The 18,703-nt window shown below is 37.3% G+C and carries 17 protein-coding genes; 12 read left to right on the top strand and 5 right to left on the bottom strand.

All coding sequences use genetic code 11. The annotated features are described in order from the left end of the window. The first annotated feature begins 1 nt into the window (after position 1). The 5 genes from ACOVO2_RS01635 (at position 2) to ACOVO2_RS01615 (ending at position 6,127) form a co-directional block, all read left to right on the top strand. Positions 2 to 1,870, top strand: coding sequence for a proton-conducting transporter membrane subunit (locus ACOVO2_RS01635; RefSeq protein ID WP_421768296.1), 1,869 nt, complete (start codon positions 2 to 4; stop codon positions 1,868 to 1,870). Between the two features lie 138 nt (positions 1,871 to 2,008). Further along, positions 2,009 to 3,592, top strand: a complete 1,584-nt coding sequence (locus ACOVO2_RS01630; protein ID WP_421768295.1) for a SulP family inorganic anion transporter — start codon at positions 2,009 to 2,011, stop codon at positions 3,590 to 3,592. Between the two features lie 99 nt (positions 3,593 to 3,691). Beyond that, positions 3,692 to 4,477 carry a DUF2490 domain-containing protein gene (locus ACOVO2_RS01625; protein ID WP_421768294.1) on the top strand — a complete coding sequence of 262 codons (786 nt, stop codon included), beginning with the start codon at positions 3,692 to 3,694 and terminating at the stop codon, positions 4,475 to 4,477. 150 nt (positions 4,478 to 4,627) lie between these two features. Then, the gene (locus ACOVO2_RS01620; protein WP_421768293.1) at positions 4,628 to 5,080 is read left to right on the top strand and encodes a beta-carotene hydroxylase; all 453 of its coding nucleotides are present in this window, start codon (positions 4,628 to 4,630) and stop codon (positions 5,078 to 5,080) included. A gap of 279 nt (positions 5,081 to 5,359) precedes the next feature. After that, positions 5,360 to 6,127 (top strand): hypothetical protein, encoded by a 768-nt coding sequence (locus ACOVO2_RS01615; protein WP_421768292.1) that lies wholly within the window; start codon positions 5,360 to 5,362, stop codon positions 6,125 to 6,127. A gap of 93 nt (positions 6,128 to 6,220) precedes the next feature. Here ACOVO2_RS01615 and ACOVO2_RS01610 read toward each other — a convergent pair whose 3' ends face one another. Continuing rightward, positions 6,221 to 7,273, bottom strand: a complete 1,053-nt coding sequence (locus ACOVO2_RS01610; protein WP_421768291.1) for a hypothetical protein — start codon at positions 7,271 to 7,273, stop codon at positions 6,221 to 6,223. A 325-nt stretch (positions 7,274 to 7,598) separates the two neighbouring features. Here ACOVO2_RS01610 and recA point away from each other — a divergent pair, with 325 nt between their 5' ends. Continuing rightward, positions 7,599 to 8,687, top strand: coding sequence for a recombinase RecA (gene recA / locus ACOVO2_RS01605; RefSeq protein ID WP_421768290.1), 1,089 nt, complete (start codon positions 7,599 to 7,601; stop codon positions 8,685 to 8,687). A gap of 82 nt (positions 8,688 to 8,769) precedes the next feature. Here the strand turns inward: recA and ACOVO2_RS01600 are convergent, their stop codons facing one another. Further along, positions 8,770 to 9,219, bottom strand: a complete 450-nt coding sequence (locus tag ACOVO2_RS01600; protein WP_421768289.1) for a hypothetical protein — start codon at positions 9,217 to 9,219, stop codon at positions 8,770 to 8,772. 239 nt (positions 9,220 to 9,458) lie between these two features. Here ACOVO2_RS01600 and ACOVO2_RS01595 point away from each other — a divergent pair, with 239 nt between their 5' ends. After that, positions 9,459 to 10,847 carry an arylsulfatase gene (locus tag ACOVO2_RS01595; RefSeq protein ID WP_421768288.1) on the top strand — a complete coding sequence of 463 codons (1,389 nt, stop codon included), beginning with the start codon at positions 9,459 to 9,461 and terminating at the stop codon, positions 10,845 to 10,847. A 1-nt stretch (position 10,848) separates the two neighbouring features. Here the strand turns inward: ACOVO2_RS01595 and ACOVO2_RS01590 are convergent, their stop codons facing one another. From ACOVO2_RS01590 to ACOVO2_RS01580, 3 genes are all read right to left on the bottom strand, one after another. After that, positions 10,849 to 12,723 (bottom strand): hypothetical protein, encoded by a 1,875-nt coding sequence (locus ACOVO2_RS01590; RefSeq protein ID WP_421768287.1) that lies wholly within the window; start codon positions 12,721 to 12,723, stop codon positions 10,849 to 10,851. An 87-nt stretch (positions 12,724 to 12,810) separates the two neighbouring features. Next, complete coding sequence (locus ACOVO2_RS01585) at positions 12,811 to 13,350, bottom strand: RNA polymerase sigma factor (RefSeq protein ID WP_421768286.1); 540 nt, start codon at positions 13,348 to 13,350, stop codon at positions 12,811 to 12,813. Positions 13,351 to 13,417: 67 nt separating this feature from the next. Next, entirely contained in the window at positions 13,418 to 14,827 is a 1,410-nt protein-coding gene (locus ACOVO2_RS01580) for a PepSY-like domain-containing protein (RefSeq protein WP_421768285.1), read from the bottom strand. Between the two features lie 356 nt (positions 14,828 to 15,183). Between ACOVO2_RS01580 and ACOVO2_RS01575 the strand changes: the two genes are divergently transcribed. The 5 genes from ACOVO2_RS01575 to ACOVO2_RS01555 all read left to right on the top strand — a co-directional run. Next, positions 15,184 to 15,621 (top strand): hypothetical protein, encoded by a 438-nt coding sequence (locus tag ACOVO2_RS01575; RefSeq protein ID WP_421768284.1) that lies wholly within the window; start codon positions 15,184 to 15,186, stop codon positions 15,619 to 15,621. A gap of 152 nt (positions 15,622 to 15,773) precedes the next feature. After that, the gene (gene thiL, locus ACOVO2_RS01570; protein WP_421768283.1) at positions 15,774 to 16,796 is read left to right on the top strand and encodes a thiamine-phosphate kinase; all 1,023 of its coding nucleotides are present in this window, start codon (positions 15,774 to 15,776) and stop codon (positions 16,794 to 16,796) included. A gap of 263 nt (positions 16,797 to 17,059) precedes the next feature. After that, positions 17,060 to 17,350: a response regulator transcription factor gene (locus tag ACOVO2_RS01565; RefSeq protein WP_421768282.1), complete on the top strand. Its 291-nt coding sequence runs from the start codon at positions 17,060 to 17,062 to the stop codon at positions 17,348 to 17,350. Positions 17,351 to 17,589: 239 nt separating this feature from the next. Then, complete coding sequence (locus ACOVO2_RS01560; RefSeq protein ID WP_421768281.1) at positions 17,590 to 18,054, top strand: hypothetical protein; 465 nt, start codon at positions 17,590 to 17,592, stop codon at positions 18,052 to 18,054. A gap of 4 nt (positions 18,055 to 18,058) precedes the next feature. Next, positions 18,059 to 18,703: carboxypeptidase-like regulatory domain-containing protein (locus tag ACOVO2_RS01555; RefSeq protein WP_421768280.1), on the top strand; the 645-nt coding region annotated here is incomplete at its 3' end.

Below are 18,703 nucleotides of genomic sequence, written 5' to 3'. Positions count from 1 at the left end.
TATGACTCCGATACTTCAGTTATTTATAATTATTCCCCTACTGGGTTTTATTTGCAGTTTATTGATTCCAGATAAAAACGAAACGGCTATTTCGAGAACAGCGTTTCTGACAGTTGGTGTAACATTACTCAGCATAATTGGATTTGTGGCTTACTGGCTATTCAATGGCCATCCAGTGCTTAATCTCAAAGAAATCGTACTTTTCAAATCGAAAGAATATGAGTTTTTGGTTGATTTATGCTTCGATAAAATCACGGTTGTGTATCTATTAGTAGGTGCATTTCTAACTTTCTTGGTTACGATTTACAGCCGTTATTATTTACACCGTGAGCGTGGCTACAAGCGTTTTTTCAATACGATTCTATTCTTTTATTTAGGATATAACATCACGATTCTATCAGGCAACTTCGAAACACTTTTTGTTGGTTGGGAAGTGCTGGGAGTTTGTTCGTTTTTGCTGATTGCTTTTTATCGTGACCGTTATCTGCCCGTAAAAAACGCCATCAAAGTATTTTCTGTTTACCGAATCGGTGATGTAGGCTTGATTTTGGCAATGTGGGCAAGCCATCATTTATGGCACGAAAACATCACTTTCTTGAAACTAAGCAATTATGAACTCGTACACGAGCATCTCGAAAGCCACAGCTACATTGGCGTTTTCATCTCATTGATGATTTTGGTGGCAGCAGCAGCTAAATCTGCTCAATTACCGTTTTCGTCGTGGTTGCCTCGTGCCATGGAAGGCCCAACGCCATCGAGTGCTATTTTTTATGGTTCATTGTCGGTGCATTTAGGCGTGTTTTTGTTGATGCGTACTTATCCGTTTTGGGAACATCAAATTTCGGTTCGTATCCTCATTGTGCTACTTGGTTTATGCACGGCCTTGATTGCATCGCCTATTGCACGGGTACAATCGTCGGTCAAAAGCCAAATTGCCTATGCCTCGATTGCACAAATCGGTATTATTTTCATTGAAGTTGCTTTAGGCTTCGAGAAATTTGCTCTTTTCCACTTTGCAGGAAACGCTTTTTTACGAACTTATCAACTTTTGGTTTCTCCATCGGTTGTTAGTTATAAAATTCGTGAGCAATTCTATAATTTTGTACCTCGTCAGCACACAATCGAAGATAGTTTACCGAAGAAAATCGAATATTCTATCTATCTATTAAGCCTGAAGGAGTTTAATCTTGATTCATTCATGAATTACATTCTCTGGAAACCACTCAAAAATATTGGTCGTAAACTCGATTTCTTGACTGTTAATCGCCTGTTATTGCTTTTTATCCCTGCTTATTTATTGGGCCTTGGTTTCCTTTTCATTTACGAAAATGGCAGCGAACACCCGCACGAATATTTACCTGGGGCTTTTGCCTTGATTGGTCTATTGATGATTCTGAAATCATTTTCGGAAAGAAAAAGTCCACTGATGAGCTGGTTATTGCTGATAATGAACCACTTCTGGATTGCACTGGCGATTTCGTTCAACGAAAAATTTGAATTGACCGAAGTTATATTTTATCTCAGCGGAGTGGTAGTATCGGGTATTGTAGGTTATTGGGGAATCAATAAACTTAAAAGCTATGAGCAAAACATCGACCTCAATCAGTTTCACGGGCATTCATTTGAGCATCCGAAATTTGCGATGGTCTTTTTGTTGGCTTGTTTAGGTTTGGCTGGCTTTCCTATTACCCCAACTTTCATCGGTCTTGACTTAGTATTTAGTCATATTCACGAAAACCAAGTAATTTTGGCTTATGCAACTGCATCAAGTTACATTTTAGCAGGTATCTCACTGATTCGTTTGTACTCTCGCCTATTCCTTGGGCCGCATGTAAAAACGTATCACGAGACAGCCTATAAATCATCTTAAGTTAGTTACTGGAAAACTGGTTATTAGTTACTGGCTACTTCAGTTAATTACCAATAACCAGTTCTTCAATAACAAATAACCAATAACAAGTAACTAATTCTCCGATAACCAAAGAAAATAATTTTTAAATAAAACGAAATGGAAAACAAAACGAAACTCATATTACCTAAAGACGGTATTGAAGGTTTGAAAGAAAACTTCTCGACAGATGCGATGTCAGGGTTTATCGTATTCTTATTGGCCTTGCCTTTAAGTTTAGGTATTGCTAAGGCGTCTGAATTTCCGCCAATTATGGGCTTAATTACTGCCATTATCGGTGGTATTGTAGTGAGTCTTTTTATGGGTTCACGCCTAACGATTAAAGGCCCGGCTGCTGGTTTGATTGTAATTGTGGCTGGTGCGGTTGGCGAGTTTGGTGGTGGCGAAACTGGCTGGCATTTGGCTCTCGGAGCAATGGTGGTAGCGGGTATCGTGCAGATTTTATTTGGTATTTTCAAACTCGGAAAACTGGCCGATTTCTTCCCGCTTTCTGCCATTCATGGTATGCTCGCTGCCATTGGTCTGATTATTATTGCCAAGCAAATTCCGATTTTATTAGATGTTGCACCTGCTATGACCAAAGGAAAGGGCCCTTTTGCATTATTGGCTGCTATTCCAGAATTTATCATTCACCTCGACCCAAAGGCTACACTTATTGGGGTTATTAGTTTAGTAATTATGTTAGGTTGGCCTTTTATCAAGGGGCCACTCAAGAAAGTACCAGCTCCGTTGGTGGTTTTATTGTTAGCTATTCCTGCCGAATTAATGTTGGATTTCCAAACAACTGAGCCAGCTTATGCTTTGGTTCACATCGGAAATTTGCTCGAAAACGTTAAGATAAATGTCGATTTTTCGGGTATTTCACAAACGGGTACTTTCATTAAATATGTGATTATGTTTGCTTTGGTGGGTTCGTTAGAGTCTTTACTGACCGTAAAAGCCATTGATATGCTTGACCCGTATCGTCGTAAATCTGATGCCAACAAAGACCTCATCGCTGTTGGTATCGGTAATACAATTGCGGCGGTTTTGGGTGGTTTACCGATGATTTCAGAAGTTGCCCGTAGTTCTTCTAACGTAAATAATGGTGCAAAAACTCGTTGGGCCAACTTCTTTCATGGTTTCTTTATCCTGACATTCTTGTTGTTGGCTTCACACCTCATAGAATTGATTCCGAATACTGCATTGGCAGCTATGCTGATTACAGTAGGTATCAAATTGGCTCACCCAAGAGAATTTATCCAAACATTCAAAATCGGTAAAGAACAATTAGCAATTTTCTTGATTACGATTTTCTTTACCCTCTACGAAGACCTACTGGTTGGAATTGCAGCGGGTATTGTTCTACAAATGCTTATAAATATTGTCGATTGGGATTTACTCCGAACGCTCTTTCAAGCACCAACCGAAGTTTCGTTTACGGACGATGAATACTTAGTTGAAATTAATCAATCGGCTGTATTTAGTAATTATCTTGGAATTAAAAGTAAGTTAGAGGCCATTCCTCCTGGCTTTAAAGTAACAATTGACCTAAAGAATACAAAGATGATTGATCATTCCGTGATGGAAAACTTACATCATTTTGAGCAAGACTACAAAGCAAGTGGCGGAAAAGTAGAAATCATTGGTTTAGAATTACACCAGCCTGTTTCGGAGCATCATTTAGCGGCTCGTAAAAGGTAAAATAAATAAACAGTCCTCTTTTCGCTAATACACTCATTCATTTAATCCTCTGATGCATTGCTTTTACGGCAGTGCTTGAAATAATATTGCCCAAAAATCATGAAAAAACACATCTTAGTTGTTGCATTATTCTGCATCATAAACACTGTTTTTGCTCAAAGAAAAAGCCAAAACAATGATATTTGGCTGCACTATGTGGGCAAAAATATGCTTACTAAAAAGCTCTCTTTCACGCTCGAAACTACCATGCGATATGCCAATGGTTTCAGCGAAAAACAGCAATATTTTATTCGCCCATCGTTTGATTATCAGTTTACCAAGCATTTTATCGGAAGCGTAGGTTTTAGCCATTACAACACGTATGTTTATGGTAGCCCTGCCATCAACAAACGCCCTATTCCAGAAAATCACCCTTGGATTCAAGGAACTTTCAATCATCAGTTTGGCGATTTGAAACTCACCAATCGCTTACGCAATGAGTTCCGTTTTGTGGGTATTGCGAGTAGTACGGTAGCCACGCCAACAAGTGAAAACGATTACACAATTACTGATTATAAATTCCGTGACCGCCTGCGTTACATGATTTTGGCAACGTATCCGCTCGTGAAAGTAGATAACAAGCCTAAATTACTCGGTATCATCGGCGATGAAGCATTTATGAATATCGGGCCACTCGGAACTGACATCAGCAAAAACAATGTCGGTAAAACCTTTATGAATCAAAACAGAATTATTGCTGGTTTGGGATATATTTTCAATCCTCACCACCAAATTCAGTTGTGCTACATTCACCAAAACATCTGGAACTTCTCTGATACGATTGAAGAAAGTAATCCAACTGTTCGCATATCATACCTGACAAATTTTTCGTTTAATAAGAAATAAAAAAACTTGGTTTGGTGAGCAAATCCCTGTTTGAATATCAAGCAGGGATTTTTTATATCAAAAAAACTATCCTAAAATCTCTCTTTCGCCAAACAATCATTTGTAATTTTGTGTTAAGAATACAGAACTAAATCAACTATTCATAGCATCATGATCATCAAGTTTTTAATAGTAATTGGCACATTTGCATTCATGGAATTCATGGCTTGGTTTGCCCACAAATATATTATGCATGGCTTTGGCTGGGCTTGGCACGCCGACCACCACAACCACCACAAAGGTTTTTTTGAGAAGAATGATTATTACGCAGTTGTATTCAGTATTGTGGCATCCTCAACGATTATTTACGGAAATACAAATCCCGATTTTTGGTATTTGACATGGTTTGGAGCAGGTGTAACGCTCTATGGTGTAGCCTATTTTGTGTTTCATGATATTATCGTACACCGCCGAGTAAAAATCAAATTTGTGGCAAAAAGCAAATATATGAAGCGTATTATGCACGCTCATTACATTCATCATAAGGTACACACTAAAGATGGAGCTGAAGCATTCGGATTTTTATACGCTCCCGAAAAATACGAGCCAAAACAAAGAGATTAAAATTTAAATTGGCTTGAAGCAGGCTTCGAAGCGTGGCAATATTGCATATCGTAATATTGTCACGCTTTTTTATATTTCTTCTAAGAGCAAAAACTTATGATGGTACCGAACAATAACCATTCCGAAAATTAAAATTTATTATTAAACGAAACAGAATTCACAACATACCTTCAATAATAAGCATTTTATATTAAAAAAAATACTAAAATGTAGATTTCAAAGTTTAGCACGATTTTTGCTTAGATTTTCCTTAACATACGAACATACCCTTCGTGATTTATGAAAAAAATTGCTGTATCTCTAATGATTTGGTTGATACATGGCTCGCTGTGTGCTCAAGCTTTGAGTAACATATCTGAGTCTATCTACCGGAGTTTTTATAACGAAACTATTACAATCAAACCCGATAACCCCGACAAGGTTATCAAACGTCGATACGGTATATTTATAGATACCACCAAGAACTCGGTTTTTTGTAAAAATTTAGAAGCAAGAATCGACCTCGATGATTATTATCAGTCAATAGTTTTTCGTCATTGCCGTGATTTTAAGGCTTCAAAAAACATGAAGGAGCTTTGGTCATTTAAAGATGATACACTGTATAACTCATTACCAAAAAAATGGTTTGAGGCTCAAGAGCTAAACGGTAAAACATATGTATTTTGTCCGAAAAACATCAAAGGGCATTATTCCTTTCATCTGACAGATTCAACCATCATTACAAACAAGGGTGAAGGCCCCGAAACACACTTCATAAAATCAGTTAAGAAGTTTCAGAACTCAATTATCATAGATTGTTTTCAGGGAAGCAAGTTTACGATAAAAGTGCTTGACCCAAATACAAAATTGGCTATTTGGAAAATAGAAGATACCCGCTACGAACGCGGAGTGATCTTTAGGCTTTCGGTACCCGTAACTAGCTTTAAATATTACAATCTAATTGTCAATCATAGTGCCGAAGATAAAGTACCTGACGACCTTATTTTTGATGAAATTGATTTTGAAGAACAACTTTCATTTTCTGGAAAAGCAAAAACTAGATTTTAATAAAATATTACAAGTTGCTGTTGAGAAAGTTAGCCACGGGGTATCCTGTGGTTTTTTTTTGCATTCAAGAGCTGTTATTTTCTTTCAAAATCTTTAAAATTTACAGCTTAAATACAAGCCTTCTGAGTGCTCAAAAATCCGATTATTTTGATCATAATAAGGTTCAACTCTAAGCGATACTTTTACTTTTTCCGAAACCTCCCAATCACGTACAAGCCTCATTATAAACAAACTACGAGTGTTTTCATAGTAACCAACGTTGTTAAACTTTCGAGAACTCGACTGCATTAAATCATTTCCAAATGGTGAATTGAAGAAGTTGCCAAACCAATAACTAAAACCAACTTGATATTTTGGGCTTCGCCAGTATGAATTCAAATAATACGCCGTTCCTTGCAATGGTGCTTCGAAATAACCAACGTAATAATTATCCACCAAAATCGACTGATTTTTGCCAAAATCCTTCCTCATACGAAGCCCAGCCGCGGGGTTTATGAGCGTACGTACGGGCAACTGACTCTGGATATTTTGCCCACCTATGTGAAACACACTCGCCTGTGCAAGTGCCTGCAATTTAATATCTTTGATACTTACAGAAGGACTATAAAATGAAACCCCGCCCCAAATCCGTTCTTGATTTGTACTGCCAGCTATGGTTGTTTGTTGCCAGTCGAGCCAGCCATCAAAAAAGACATCTTTCTTCTGATATTTGGCCTGAAAACCATGCTCTAAAGGCTGTGCCAAGACTCGCTCAAAAGTCATCAAAGGTTCAATCAAACGGTGATTGATATTTCCTTCAATATTACCAAACAAAAACCGCCAATCATTTTGTTTTACTTGTACCGTAAAGGTCGGTTCTATTTCTCTCAAGCCATTATAACCGTATTCTTTTCTGACAAACACCCCTGCATCAATTTGCACTTTTTTATGAATCTTATACCCCACTGTTGGGTTCAGATAGTAGCCTATAAGTGTGTAACCATCAGCAGTTTGATTGAAATACTCATTGTTTTTTATATAAACTAAAGAATTTAAGCTTAATTGTACTTTTCCTATATTTATACCAGTAATTTTTTGTGTATTTTCGAGGCTAATATTATCTACTTGTGCGTATGTATATGTACGCACGCACGCAAGAAAGTACATACAAAAAAATAAAGATTTAAAAAAACCATTCATCATTAAAAATAACCTTTTATCAATTTTTTTGAGCATTGTATTAGATATTTGTATTACCTTTGTAGTGTTCAAATGAGCAACACAGGTAAAGATTAGAACAAAGAATGTATTAAAAAAACTGATGAATTTTTCGATATTTTTAATAAAATCAAATTGTATTTTTTTAATATATTAAAAATAAAAAACACTTAGTTTTTCTAATAAAAAACCACTAATTTTGAAATATAAACAAATTTTACCTAAATAGTAGTAGTTTGTAATAATATCATTAAAATTCAATTTTAAAAATAAAATGGCAGCAGAAAAAGAACCAAAAGGCGACGACAGAGCAAACAAATTGAAAAGTCTCCAAACCACAATGGAGAAACTCGATAAAACCTACGGTAAAGGAACGGTAATGAGATTGAGCGATGCGAAGGTAATGGAAGTACCAGTTATCTCGACAGGTTCGCTTGGCCTTGACCTCGCTCTTGGAGTAGGTGGTTTTCCGAAAGCACGTATCATCGAAATCTACGGACCAGAATCTTCGGGTAAAACAACTCTTGCGATGCAAGCAATTGCCGAAGCTCAAAAACAAGGTGGTATTGCGGCATTTATTGATGCAGAACATGCTTTCGACCGCAGTTATGCCGAGAAATTAGGCATTGATACAAAAAACTTATTAATCTCTCAGCCTGACTACGGCGAGCAAGCACTCGAAATTGCCGAACATTTGATTAGCTCTGGTGCAGTTGATATTATCGTGATTGACTCAGTAGCTGCCCTTGTACCAAAAGCCGAACTTGAAGGCGACATGGGCGATAGCAAAATGGGACTCCAAGCACGTATGATGTCGCAAGCCATGCGTAAGCTAACTGGTACGATTAACAAAACTGGCTGTTGTTGTATTTTCATCAACCAATTGCGTGATAAGATTGGTGTGATGTTTGGAAGCCCAGAAACAACTACGGGTGGTAATGCCTTGAAATTCTACGCTTCGATGAGAATTGATATTCGTAGAATTGGCCAAATCAAAGATGGTGACGATATTCTTGGAAACCGTACTCGTGTGAAAGTTGTGAAAAACAAACTTGCTCCGCCATTCAAAGTAGTAGAATTCGATATTCTTTACGGACAAGGGGTGTCAAAAGCGGGTGAAGTACTTGACTTAGCGGTTGATTTAGAAATTGTGAAAAAATCGGGTTCGTGGTTCTCTTACGGAACATCAAAATTAGGCCAAGGACGTGACGGTGTGCGTGATATGTTGAAAGACAATCCAGAATTGATGGCCGAATTGGAAGAAAAAATCAAAGCAACTGTTGCAACCGATGCCGATGCACTCTTGGATTCTAAACCAGGCGACCAAGATGGTGTAATCGAAGACGAAACGATTGAAGATTAAGAATATTAGATTATAGGAAATAAGTAAAATTTAAAAAGACAGTCTTTTAGACTGTCTTTTTTTGTGTTTGATATATGACTGCTTATAAAGTAGAATCAGATTTTGCTTCGGTAACAGCAGGAGCAACAGTTTGCTGTGGTGGAAGTAATTGCTGCACTGGCTGTGCTGGTGGCGTTAGAAACTCAACATCAGTAATAAAATACTTGGTATCTCCATTCCACGGAAACTGGAAGAATTTTTCGGAATATTTTAACGTTACACGTTCACCCGTTTTTAAGGCTCTCTGTAATTTAGTGATAGTTGTATCGGTTTTGCACGAAAAATCGAAATAACGTGGCGTAAGTGTTCCTGTCTCGCCCGAATATCCACCTTCATTTAGCACACCTTCATACGTTTTAAATACATAGCCTCTTTCGCTGAGTTTTGAGATTGTGCCAGCACGTTCACCTGTCGAATAATAACCTGCCGTAAGATAATAGCCAACGCCAATGAGTAATGCGAGTATGATTAAAAGAGTAATTTTGAATTTCATTGCTTGAAAAAGTTTATTGGTTTTGATGATACAAAAGAACGGATTTTTTAGAAATATGCAAAGAATTGTGGGCGATTGTCTATAGATGGTCATCAAGTGTGTTGAATGATGGCTTTTAGATTATATACTAATAAGACGAACCTACACTTTGAAAGGTAACAAGCTTGACAAGAAATAACAGGATGTATTTTTTCAAAAAAAAGTTTATCTTGCTTCCACTTAGCTATTCAACCTCTATCATGAAAAAACTCATTTCCTACGCATTCGTTTTAGTGTCATTCGTAATTTTATTATCAGCAAAGTCTGACAAATCAAATACGATTGACCGACCAAATATCATCTACATCATGGCCGATGATTTGGGCTATGGCGACATTGGTTGTTATGGACAAAAGACCATAAAAACGCCTAATTTTGATAAAATGGCGGCCGAGGGAACTCGTTTTACGGATTTTTATTCGGGAAATACCGTTTGTGCTCCATCACGCTACGCTCTCATGACGGGCCTACACATGGGACACGCCTACATACGTGGCAATGGTGAATTTCCTGTACGTGAAAATGAGCAGGTTTTACCCAAAATGATGAAAGAAAATGGCTACACAACCGCCATGTTTGGCAAATGGGGACTCGGACAAAGTCATAACTCTGGCTCGCCCGAAAAACAAGGTTGGGACGAGTTTCTGGGCTATGCCACGCAAGGCCACGCCCACCGATTTTATACCAATAATCTCTGGACAATCAGCAATGGAAAGTGTGAATCCTACCCGATGGACTCGCTCCAACATTCACACCCGTTCATCACCGAAAAAGCTTTTGATTACTTAAAAAAAGGTCACGAAAAACCATTTTTTATGTATTGGGCTATCACTATGCCACACGCTGAAATGTATGCTCCGCCAGCCACTTTAAAGAAATATCTAAACCCTGATGGCAGCAGTATTTTTGAAGAAAACAAACCTTTTGTTCAGAAAGCAAAGGGCGGGCGTTCGTATCGTTCGCAAGATAAACCAAATGCCAATATGGCAGCTATGATTGACCACATGGATGCTGATATTGGACGCTTGATGTCTTTATTGAAAGAATTAGGATTGGATAAAAACACTTACGTTTTCTTTACTTCTGACAATGGCCCACACAATGAAGGAGGGCGAGAAATGGAGTTTTTTGATAGTAATGGGCCACTAAAAGGCTTCAAACGAGATTTGTATGAGGGTGGCATCAGAGTTCCGATGATTGCTTGGGGAGCAAATGTGCCTAAAGGAAAAACTTCTAACGAACCATTGGCCAACTGGGACGTGATGCCGACTTTTGCTGATTTAATAAAAACAAAATCACCACAAAATATTGATGGGCTTTCGTTTGCTAATATCTTATCAGGTAAGAAAATAGCAAAAAAACATGATTATCTATACTGGGAATTTCACGAACGAGGATTCGACCAAGCAGTAAGAAAAGGCAAATGGAAACTCGTGAAACAAAAAGGGAATACCGAACTTTTTGATTTGAGCAAAGACCTTTCGGAAACAATCGACTTGGCTGCAAAATACCCAAAAATTGTATCAGAAATGGAAAAGATTATGCAAACCTCAAGAGTTGATTCGGAGTTGTTTCCTTTGAAAAAGTGAGTTACATAAAATTAACCCTAACATTCAAACCAATATTTGAAGGGCGGATTTGCATGTAGCTGTTGGCATCGAGCGATTGCGAGAGACTATAACGATAGGTTGGCTCAATCCAAACGGTTTTACCACCTTTCATTGGATAAGCCAAAGCAACCGAAGCATTGAGGTAGTAGGCATATTGATTATTATTCAAAATTCGTACGGCTTCTGCTCCGCCTAAAACAAAAACTTTATTTTTCTTATTCGATATTAAATATGAATTATCAAGCTTCAAACCAACCGTGTGCAAAAATTTATTTTGGCTGACGGTTTCGCCTACACCTACGAGTGTGTAGTCAGTGGTTGTTAAATCTACATCATAAACACCAGTGTTTACTTCATAACTAACAGCTTGACGAATACCTGCATAGGCCAACGAAACACCTGTCGAGAAGCGATTTGAGAGAGGTTGCATTAGGCCCACACGAGCCTGCACTCCTAAGCGTTGGGCATCAAGTGCATTCAACGAGCCTACTTGCTGAATATAGGTTGAAGTTTGTGGCAGAATCGTAAGAGCCTGATAGGTCTGCAATGGCATAATGCTACTCGTCAGAATCATTTTACGTCTTGTACGCACTTCTGGCTCTTCCATTGGCACTTCGTTGTTATAGGCAATTTCGCCAAAAGGAAGCCTGATATTTGTCTGCTTAAAGTCCTTGCTATCAAGCAGATTCAATTCAATATTGTTTGCTTGACTTGAGGGGTTTATAGTAGATGCAACACTTGATTCACTACCATTTTGTGTAGTAACTGTGGGTGGTGCAGTATTTTTATTATTTTGAGCAATAACCTCTGTCGAAGATGAATTTTCTATGTTATTTTTAAGCGAACGTTTTTCTTTTTTTCTGATAACCTTAGCAACTTGATTTTCGGGCGAAGCTTTTTCTAAACTTTTGATAGTTGAGCCTTTGCTATTCTTAGTTTTACCATTTGAAGCAATGCCACTCAAATCGTTTGACTGCTCAATAATGCTCGATTTTGGTGCATCAACTTTGTTATTGTTCGTTTCTTTTTCCGTATTACTCTTTCCTGTTTCGGCTGGTTTATTTGTAGCTAAACCCTGACTTTTATCTTCGATAACTCCTTGACTATTAGCAGATTGAGTTTTTTTGTTATTTATTTCGGCCAAATCATTTTCTTGATTATTGTTATAAACCAACCAACCAAAACCCAACAAAAGTGCAATACTCGCAGCAATACCAACTCTGAATGCAAACGGCCAAGCAATTACACGGCGTTCTTTTTCTGGTGTGATGGCAGCCTTGATAATCTCCCACGAATCGGCCGTTGGTTCGGCTTCATAATTGCTAAACTTGCTCGATAATTGGGTAACAAGTTGAATATTTTCCCAAGTTGAGGCCTGCGGTTCGGCTTCGTAGTCTTTGAATTTCTCGCTCAATGAAACTGGCTCGTCAGCTGGCATAGCAGCACGAATTTTCTCCCACGAATCGGCCGTTGGTTCGACTTCGTAGTCTTTAAATTTCTCGCTTAGCGAAAATGATTCATTGATTGGTAGAGCGGCTTTTATTTTCTCCCACGAATCGGCCGTTGGTTCGGCTTCGTAATCACTGAATTTGGCAGTTAGTTGAGTAGCCAATTGGATTTTGCTCCACGTATCATCTTGTGGCTCGGCTTCGTAGTTCTTGAATTTCTGAGAGAGGTCGGTAGCAAATTTAATTTCGCCCCAGGATTCTTCTTGTGGCTCAGCTTCATAAGTTTCGAGTTTATCTTTCAAATCAAGAGCAAAGCGAATCGCATCCCAAGAGGCATCTTGCGGTTCTGCTTCAAAATTCTCGAATTTTTCAGATAAAAGTTTCCTTATGTCGTCTGTTGGTTTCATTTGTTTGAAATCCTGTAAGGTTTTGTTTTAACCTCGCAGAATTTTACACTATTTCTTTCTATAATTATTAATCGAATAATACTTGTCCTAAAGCACTACACCCATTTCCTGTAAAGTTTTACGGAGATGAACTTTGGCTCTCGAAAGCTGCGACTTTGACGTTCCTTCCGAAATCTGCAAAATCTTAGCTATTTCGTTGTGCTCATAACCATCAATCAAGTACATATTCACTACCATTCGATAGCCATCGGGTAATTGATTGATTGCACCCACTATTTCTTCATGACTCAACTGCGAAATCACGCCGATATCTGCATCACTTTGATTTTCAATAGCCTCATAATCAACAAATTGCCGTTCGTTGGTATTTTGCCGATAATGGTCAATGGCCGTTCGGACGACCAACGATTTTACCCAATATTCGACCGACTCAGGCTTTTGTAAATCATTGATTTTATTAAAAATCTTAATAAATGCCTCTTGGAAAATATCCTCGGCTTCCATTACAGTTCGGGCATAGCGACGGCATACACCCAAAAGTCGGCCTTTATAGAGGTTATAAAAGGCTGCTTGGGCTCTCGGGTCGTTTCGCTGACAACCAAGAACTAATTCAACTTCATTTCGCATCCGAAAAGGGTTGCTGTGTTTATAGATTCAATTAATTATAGTAAGGTTAGTATTGATGCAAAAAGACTTAGCCTTTTCTTGCCGATACAAAATTGGCACTGGCATCAAAATTTATGTAATAATAGTCATTTCCGACTTTTATTGCTAAAACATAACCCAAAAGTTTATTTTCGGCATATACCATTACTCCTCTCTGGAATGTCCAACCTTTGTAATTTACATCAAGGTATTCTTTGACTTTGATAGGAATATCTTTGGGTTCGAGTGGTCTATCATAGATTTTGTTTTCAGGAAATTTCATTTCAATTTCCTTTACACTCAAAAACTTTCCACTTTCATCGAAGGTGTAATCATACACTTCGTTATCGCTCAAAATGGTTATCCAATACGTTTTTTTGGTTTTATCAATAATGATAGCCGTTTGGATATATTTGTAATCCTTGTGTTTCGATACGAGATAGTTTACAATTGTGGCTGGTACATCTTTCGGAAAAATCAGTTTAATCTCCACTCTATTATCATTTCCTCCTACTCCTACTTGCTCTTTTTTCAAGAAATTACTGTCTTTATCAAACTGTAAAGAATACTGCTTTTTATCATAAGTAATGAGTACGTTGTACACCTGAATGGCACCATTTTGAATAAAAGCAATACCTCTTTCAAACTGCCAGCCTTTATATTCTTTATCGAGATAAGACTTGATTTTTGTGGTTAAATCATTGATTGTAATTGGTTTATCTTCAAAACGTCCGCTTGGAGCATTCACTCCAAACGATGATGATTTCAAGACATTTCCTTTTTCATCAAACAAGTAATCAAAAGTGGTAAAGTTTTGACTGATAACTACCGAATAATTTTTTGAATTACTCTCTACCACAACTCCTACTTTAATGCACTTATAGTCGCCGTGTTTAGCCGCTAAAAAATCCACTATTACTTGTGGCAAATCATTTTTGTCGATAAAATATAATTTAGGAGGAGGCATTCCCGATGGATTTCCTCCATTCGGATTATCCGAAACATTCATAATCAGCGTACCAGTAGTATCAAAAATCAAAGTGATATGCTTTGAATCTTTGAGCATAACTTTGTAGCCTTCTATTTTTCCCTCTTTATTTATTTGTTGGCAAGCATTAATAAAAGCTACGCCCGAATAATTTGTATTAAGATAAGTTTTGATTTTATCAGGTAAAGCAGCAAAATCCGTTTGGCGGTAACGTTCGGAAATTACACCTACGTTATTTACTATAGCCGACATTCGATCAATTTTTACATCAAAATCTGATTGAAAAATCTTACTTTTTTCAATGGTCGTGAAACGCACTTTGGTGGCTTCCGGGTAATTTACCTTGATTGCGTTTATAGCTGCTACCGGAACCACTTCATCAAAATTTTGTTTAGGCTGAAGATCTGTGATCCTATCGCAGCTCCACAGAATCAGCCCAACAAAAAATAGATATATATATAATTTTTTCATTTTAAATTCGTTTCCAATATTTCGGTAACATAAAGACGGTTCCAAATAGATTTTAGTTGCATTCTACCCAAAACATTAAACCTTTCTTTTGCAAAAAGGCCGAAGAAATTTTAGTTTTGAAAGAATATTTCAACAAAAACAATTCAAAAACCCGATAAATATATAAAAAGTAAGACGATGTATATTTTGATTCGTAAAAAATAATATATCACACAATTACAACGTTTTCAATAAAAAAAACGTCATTCTTGCATACGACATTTTTTTTTCTTCTATATTTAAACCATATTTGCTAAAAAACTGTCTTATACAGAAATCATCAATTGTCAATTAGGCTATTAAACAAACATATTCGCATGAAAAAGATTGCCATTCTATTTGTATCTTTAGTTTCTCTTGCAGTTTCTTCTTGCAAAGACAAAACTGTTCCAGTTTCTGAAAAAATCAAGAAAACATGGACAGCCAATATCGTGAAAGAAGGAAGTGCAACGGTTTACACAAAGGGTGCTGCATCCAACACAAAACCAAGCTACCAAAACTTTTCGCTAAATCTATTGATTGCACCTTCTGTAACTCTAAAGGATTTCGACGGTAATACTTTTACAGGTCAGTATGAATTGGTAGGTGATACAAAATTAGTTTTGAAAAACCTTACGCCAGTTCCAACAGGCACAGGTGGCACTATAGAATTTACTATCAATTCAATTACCGATACGGCTCTTGATATTACTCGTACAACTGCCAGCCAAAAAACAGGAAATACTATCAATACCTACAATTTGGTTACGCAGTAAGCGAATCTAAAATATTTCGTAGAAAAGGTGAGCTGAAAAGTTCACCTTTTTTTGTGGAACACAACGCCACTTTATTCAAAGAAAGTATTCATTATTTGAAGATTTTAAAGTTTTTGCTAAATAAATCCTAAAAACTTCATCAATTTTGCATTATGGAAAGAACAGAACTAAATACTCTTGGCGAATTTGGCTTAATTGACCGAATAAAATCAAAATTTACGAATAAAAATGCCGAAACAATTAAGGGGATTGGCGATGATGCAGCAGTGATTGATGTGGGCGATAAATACATGTTAGTCACGACCGATATTCTTTTTGAAGGCATTCACTTCGACCTTTCTTATACGCCATTGCGTCATTTGGGGTATAAAGCCGTAGCCGTAAACATCTCGGATATTGCAGCCATGAATGGCATTGCTAAGCAAATTACGGTAACAATTGGCCTAAGCAACAGAATTTCGGTAGAAGCTATTGACGAGCTTTACGAAGGAATAAAATTTGCTTGCGAAAGCTATAACGTTGATTTAATCGGTGGTGATACCAGTGCTTCAGCATCGGGTTTTGTGGTTTCGATTACGGCCACTGGCTTTGTCGATAAAGATAAAATTGTGTATCGAAACGGAGCAAAACCCAACGATATTTTGTGCGTAACGGGCGATTTAGGAGCAGCTTATTTCGGACTACAAGTTTTGGAGCGTGAAAAGCAAGTTTATTTGGCCAACCCAAGTATGCAGCCCGAACTCGCTGAAAAAGAATACTTAGTTGGCAAAATCCTAAAACCCGAAGCCCGTACCGACATCATTCACGAACTCAATGAGCTGGGAGTTGTGCCTACATCAATGATTGATATTTCTGATGGATTAGCTTCCGAATTATTACATATCTGTACACAATCGGGTGTGGGTGCGATGGTCTTTGAAGATAAACTGCCGATTGAAGATATTACGATGCTAACAGCCACCGAATTTAATGTAAGCCCAATTACAGCAGCATTGAATGGTGGCGAAGATTATCAACTCCTTTTTACGGTAAAACAAGCCGATTTTGATAAAATCCAAAAGGTAAGTGATGTTTTGCCAATTGGCTACATGACCCAAGATACAGCCGTGCAACTGGCACTCAATAGCGGAGGAACTGCCGCCATTAAAGCACAAGGTTGGAATCATTTGAGCTAAAAGTCTACTGCAAAAACGCTCTCACTGATGGTTGCTTGTTGAGACACAAGCAACCGTCACTCTAATAGAATGTACTCAAAAAAAAGAACAAATTTTCTTTTTTTTCGTGCAAATACTTGACTCGCTTAAAAAATGCTTTTAAATTTACACACCTACCTACAAAATAAAATCTATAATTGCATTTATTAGTTTAGCAAAGCATATTGAGCCACAACATCAATATCTCTCCTTGCATTTTTAATACCTAAATCTGAAAACCATTTTTGCCTATAAAACTATACACAACCCCATGCAAGAAGTTGATAATCAACCATCCCCCCCCCCCACATTTTGCTAACCTTGAGACCTTAACACGGCAAGAATTGAAAATACTCAAACTGGCTGCCGAAGACCTCTCAAATCAAGAAATAGCTGATAAATTGGTGGTGTCTGTTCGTACCATAAGAAAGCACCGAGAAAATATTTATCATAAGTTTGCTATTTGCGGAAAGACAGAAGTAAGGCGTTTTTTGCGAAGAGTACAGAAATATTTTGAGCTAAAAAACCAAATATAGGTCTTTCATACGCCCAAAATAGGTCATTGGACTTATTGTTTTAGAGAATAAAGATTAAGAAGTTTGTAATAGTACACATAGCTTGAACCTTCCGCCAAAGACCCAATCTATTTTAAACTAATTATTCTGAAAATTTAATTTTGTGTAATAATTTTTTATCGAGCGTTGGTCGCCACAGAGTTCCACAGGGTTTTATCACAGAGCAAAAAGATTTTTTAATAGTCAAAACTAAAAATAATATGAAAAAGTTAATTGTAATTTTTGTGTCTGCTGTCTTCTTTTTTTCGTGCAATAAAGAAGAAGTTTCGGCACTCAAATCTTTGAACGCACTTGAAGGAAAATGGGACATTTCACAAGTAGATTTGAGCAAATTATCGAAAGAATTTAAACTGACCAAAATAAACGGTACAGTAGATTTTATTTACTGTAAGGTAAAACTCGACCTCATCAAATCACCTAATTATTTGTGTGAAGGTGCAGCTACGTTTAATAACAAATCGTTTTTTCTTACGTACAAGTACGATGACGCAACAAAAATCTTAAAACTATTCGTAAGTCCGCAAGAAATAGGAACGGAGGAAGAGCAGAATATTGCTTTCATCATGAGCGGAGACTGGAAAATAGATAACTCAACTAACACATTTACTGCTATTCGGCAGCCCAACACAAAGGTTTCGGATATTTCTTTCACGGCAAAAAAATAGCAGTATGTCAAAATTTATCCTCACAACATTTCTACTTTTATTTTTCGGTTCGCTGAAAGCCCAATTTACGATAAGCGGCTATGTAACAGATAAAAATAGCCAAGAGCCATTAGTTGGAGTTACAGTTGGTATAAAATCAACGAAGTCTTACACACTGACGAATAACTATGGTTTTTACACGCTAAATTTCAGTAAATTCACTGACAGTGTTAAAATTACGTACTCAATCGTAGGCTATGCTACCAATGAAACTCAGCTTAAAGTAGGTTCAAATAAAATAGACTTAAATATCGGTTTAGACGAAACAAGTTTTGAGCTTAACTCGGTAATTGTTAAAGGCGATAACCCGACAAATGTTGAGCGAATTTTGGGTGGAATCACCTTTAATCCAAAACAAATAAAAGCGATTCCTGCATTACTGGGCGAAAAAGATATCATCAAAGCTATTCAATTTCTACCAGGGGTTCAGCGGGGAATAGAAGGTAGTGCGGCAATTTTTGTGCGTGGCGGCAATGGCGACCAAAATTTATTAGTTTTAGACGATGCCGTAGTTTACAATGCCAACCATTTTTTTGGTTTTTTTTCAGTTTTTAACCCCGATATAGTAAAAAATGTTAGTTTTTTCAATGGTGGTATTCCTGCTCGCTAC

Source organism: Emticicia sp., from assembly GCF_049241225.1.
GTDB lineage: Bacteria > Bacteroidota > Bacteroidia > Cytophagales > Spirosomataceae > Emticicia.
Note: the sequence above shows the minus strand (reverse complement) of the source record. Positions and strands in the feature narration are given on the sequence as shown.

Excerpts from the sequence above, each read along its gene's own strand:
- ACOVO2_RS01635 (WP_421768296.1), top strand. The coding sequence starts at position 2 with ATGACTCCGATACTTCAGTTATTTATAATTATTCCCCTACTGGGTTTT.
- ACOVO2_RS01630 (WP_421768295.1), top strand. The coding sequence starts at position 2,009 with ATGGAAAACAAAACGAAACTCATATTACCTAAAGACGGTATTGAAGGT.
- ACOVO2_RS01625 (WP_421768294.1), top strand. The coding sequence starts at position 3,692 with ATGAAAAAACACATCTTAGTTGTTGCATTATTCTGCATCATAAACACT.
- ACOVO2_RS01620 (WP_421768293.1), top strand. The coding sequence starts at position 4,628 with ATGATCATCAAGTTTTTAATAGTAATTGGCACATTTGCATTCATGGAA.
- ACOVO2_RS01615 (WP_421768292.1), top strand. The coding sequence starts at position 5,360 with ATGAAAAAAATTGCTGTATCTCTAATGATTTGGTTGATACATGGCTCG.
- ACOVO2_RS01610 (WP_421768291.1), bottom strand. The coding sequence starts at position 7,273 with ATGTACTTTCTTGCGTGCGTGCGTACATATACATACGCACAAGTAGAT.
- recA (WP_421768290.1), top strand. The coding sequence starts at position 7,599 with ATGGCAGCAGAAAAAGAACCAAAAGGCGACGACAGAGCAAACAAATTG.
- ACOVO2_RS01600 (WP_421768289.1), bottom strand. The coding sequence starts at position 9,219 with ATGAAATTCAAAATTACTCTTTTAATCATACTCGCATTACTCATTGGC.
- ACOVO2_RS01595 (WP_421768288.1), top strand. The coding sequence starts at position 9,459 with ATGAAAAAACTCATTTCCTACGCATTCGTTTTAGTGTCATTCGTAATT.
- ACOVO2_RS01590 (WP_421768287.1), bottom strand. The coding sequence starts at position 12,723 with ATGAAACCAACAGACGACATAAGGAAACTTTTATCTGAAAAATTCGAG.
- ACOVO2_RS01585 (WP_421768286.1), bottom strand. The coding sequence starts at position 13,350 with ATGCGAAATGAAGTTGAATTAGTTCTTGGTTGTCAGCGAAACGACCCG.
- ACOVO2_RS01580 (WP_421768285.1), bottom strand. The coding sequence starts at position 14,827 with ATGAAAAAATTATATATATATCTATTTTTTGTTGGGCTGATTCTGTGG.
- ACOVO2_RS01575 (WP_421768284.1), top strand. The coding sequence starts at position 15,184 with ATGAAAAAGATTGCCATTCTATTTGTATCTTTAGTTTCTCTTGCAGTT.
- thiL (WP_421768283.1), top strand. The coding sequence starts at position 15,774 with ATGGAAAGAACAGAACTAAATACTCTTGGCGAATTTGGCTTAATTGAC.
- ACOVO2_RS01560 (WP_421768281.1), top strand. The coding sequence starts at position 17,590 with ATGAAAAAGTTAATTGTAATTTTTGTGTCTGCTGTCTTCTTTTTTTCG.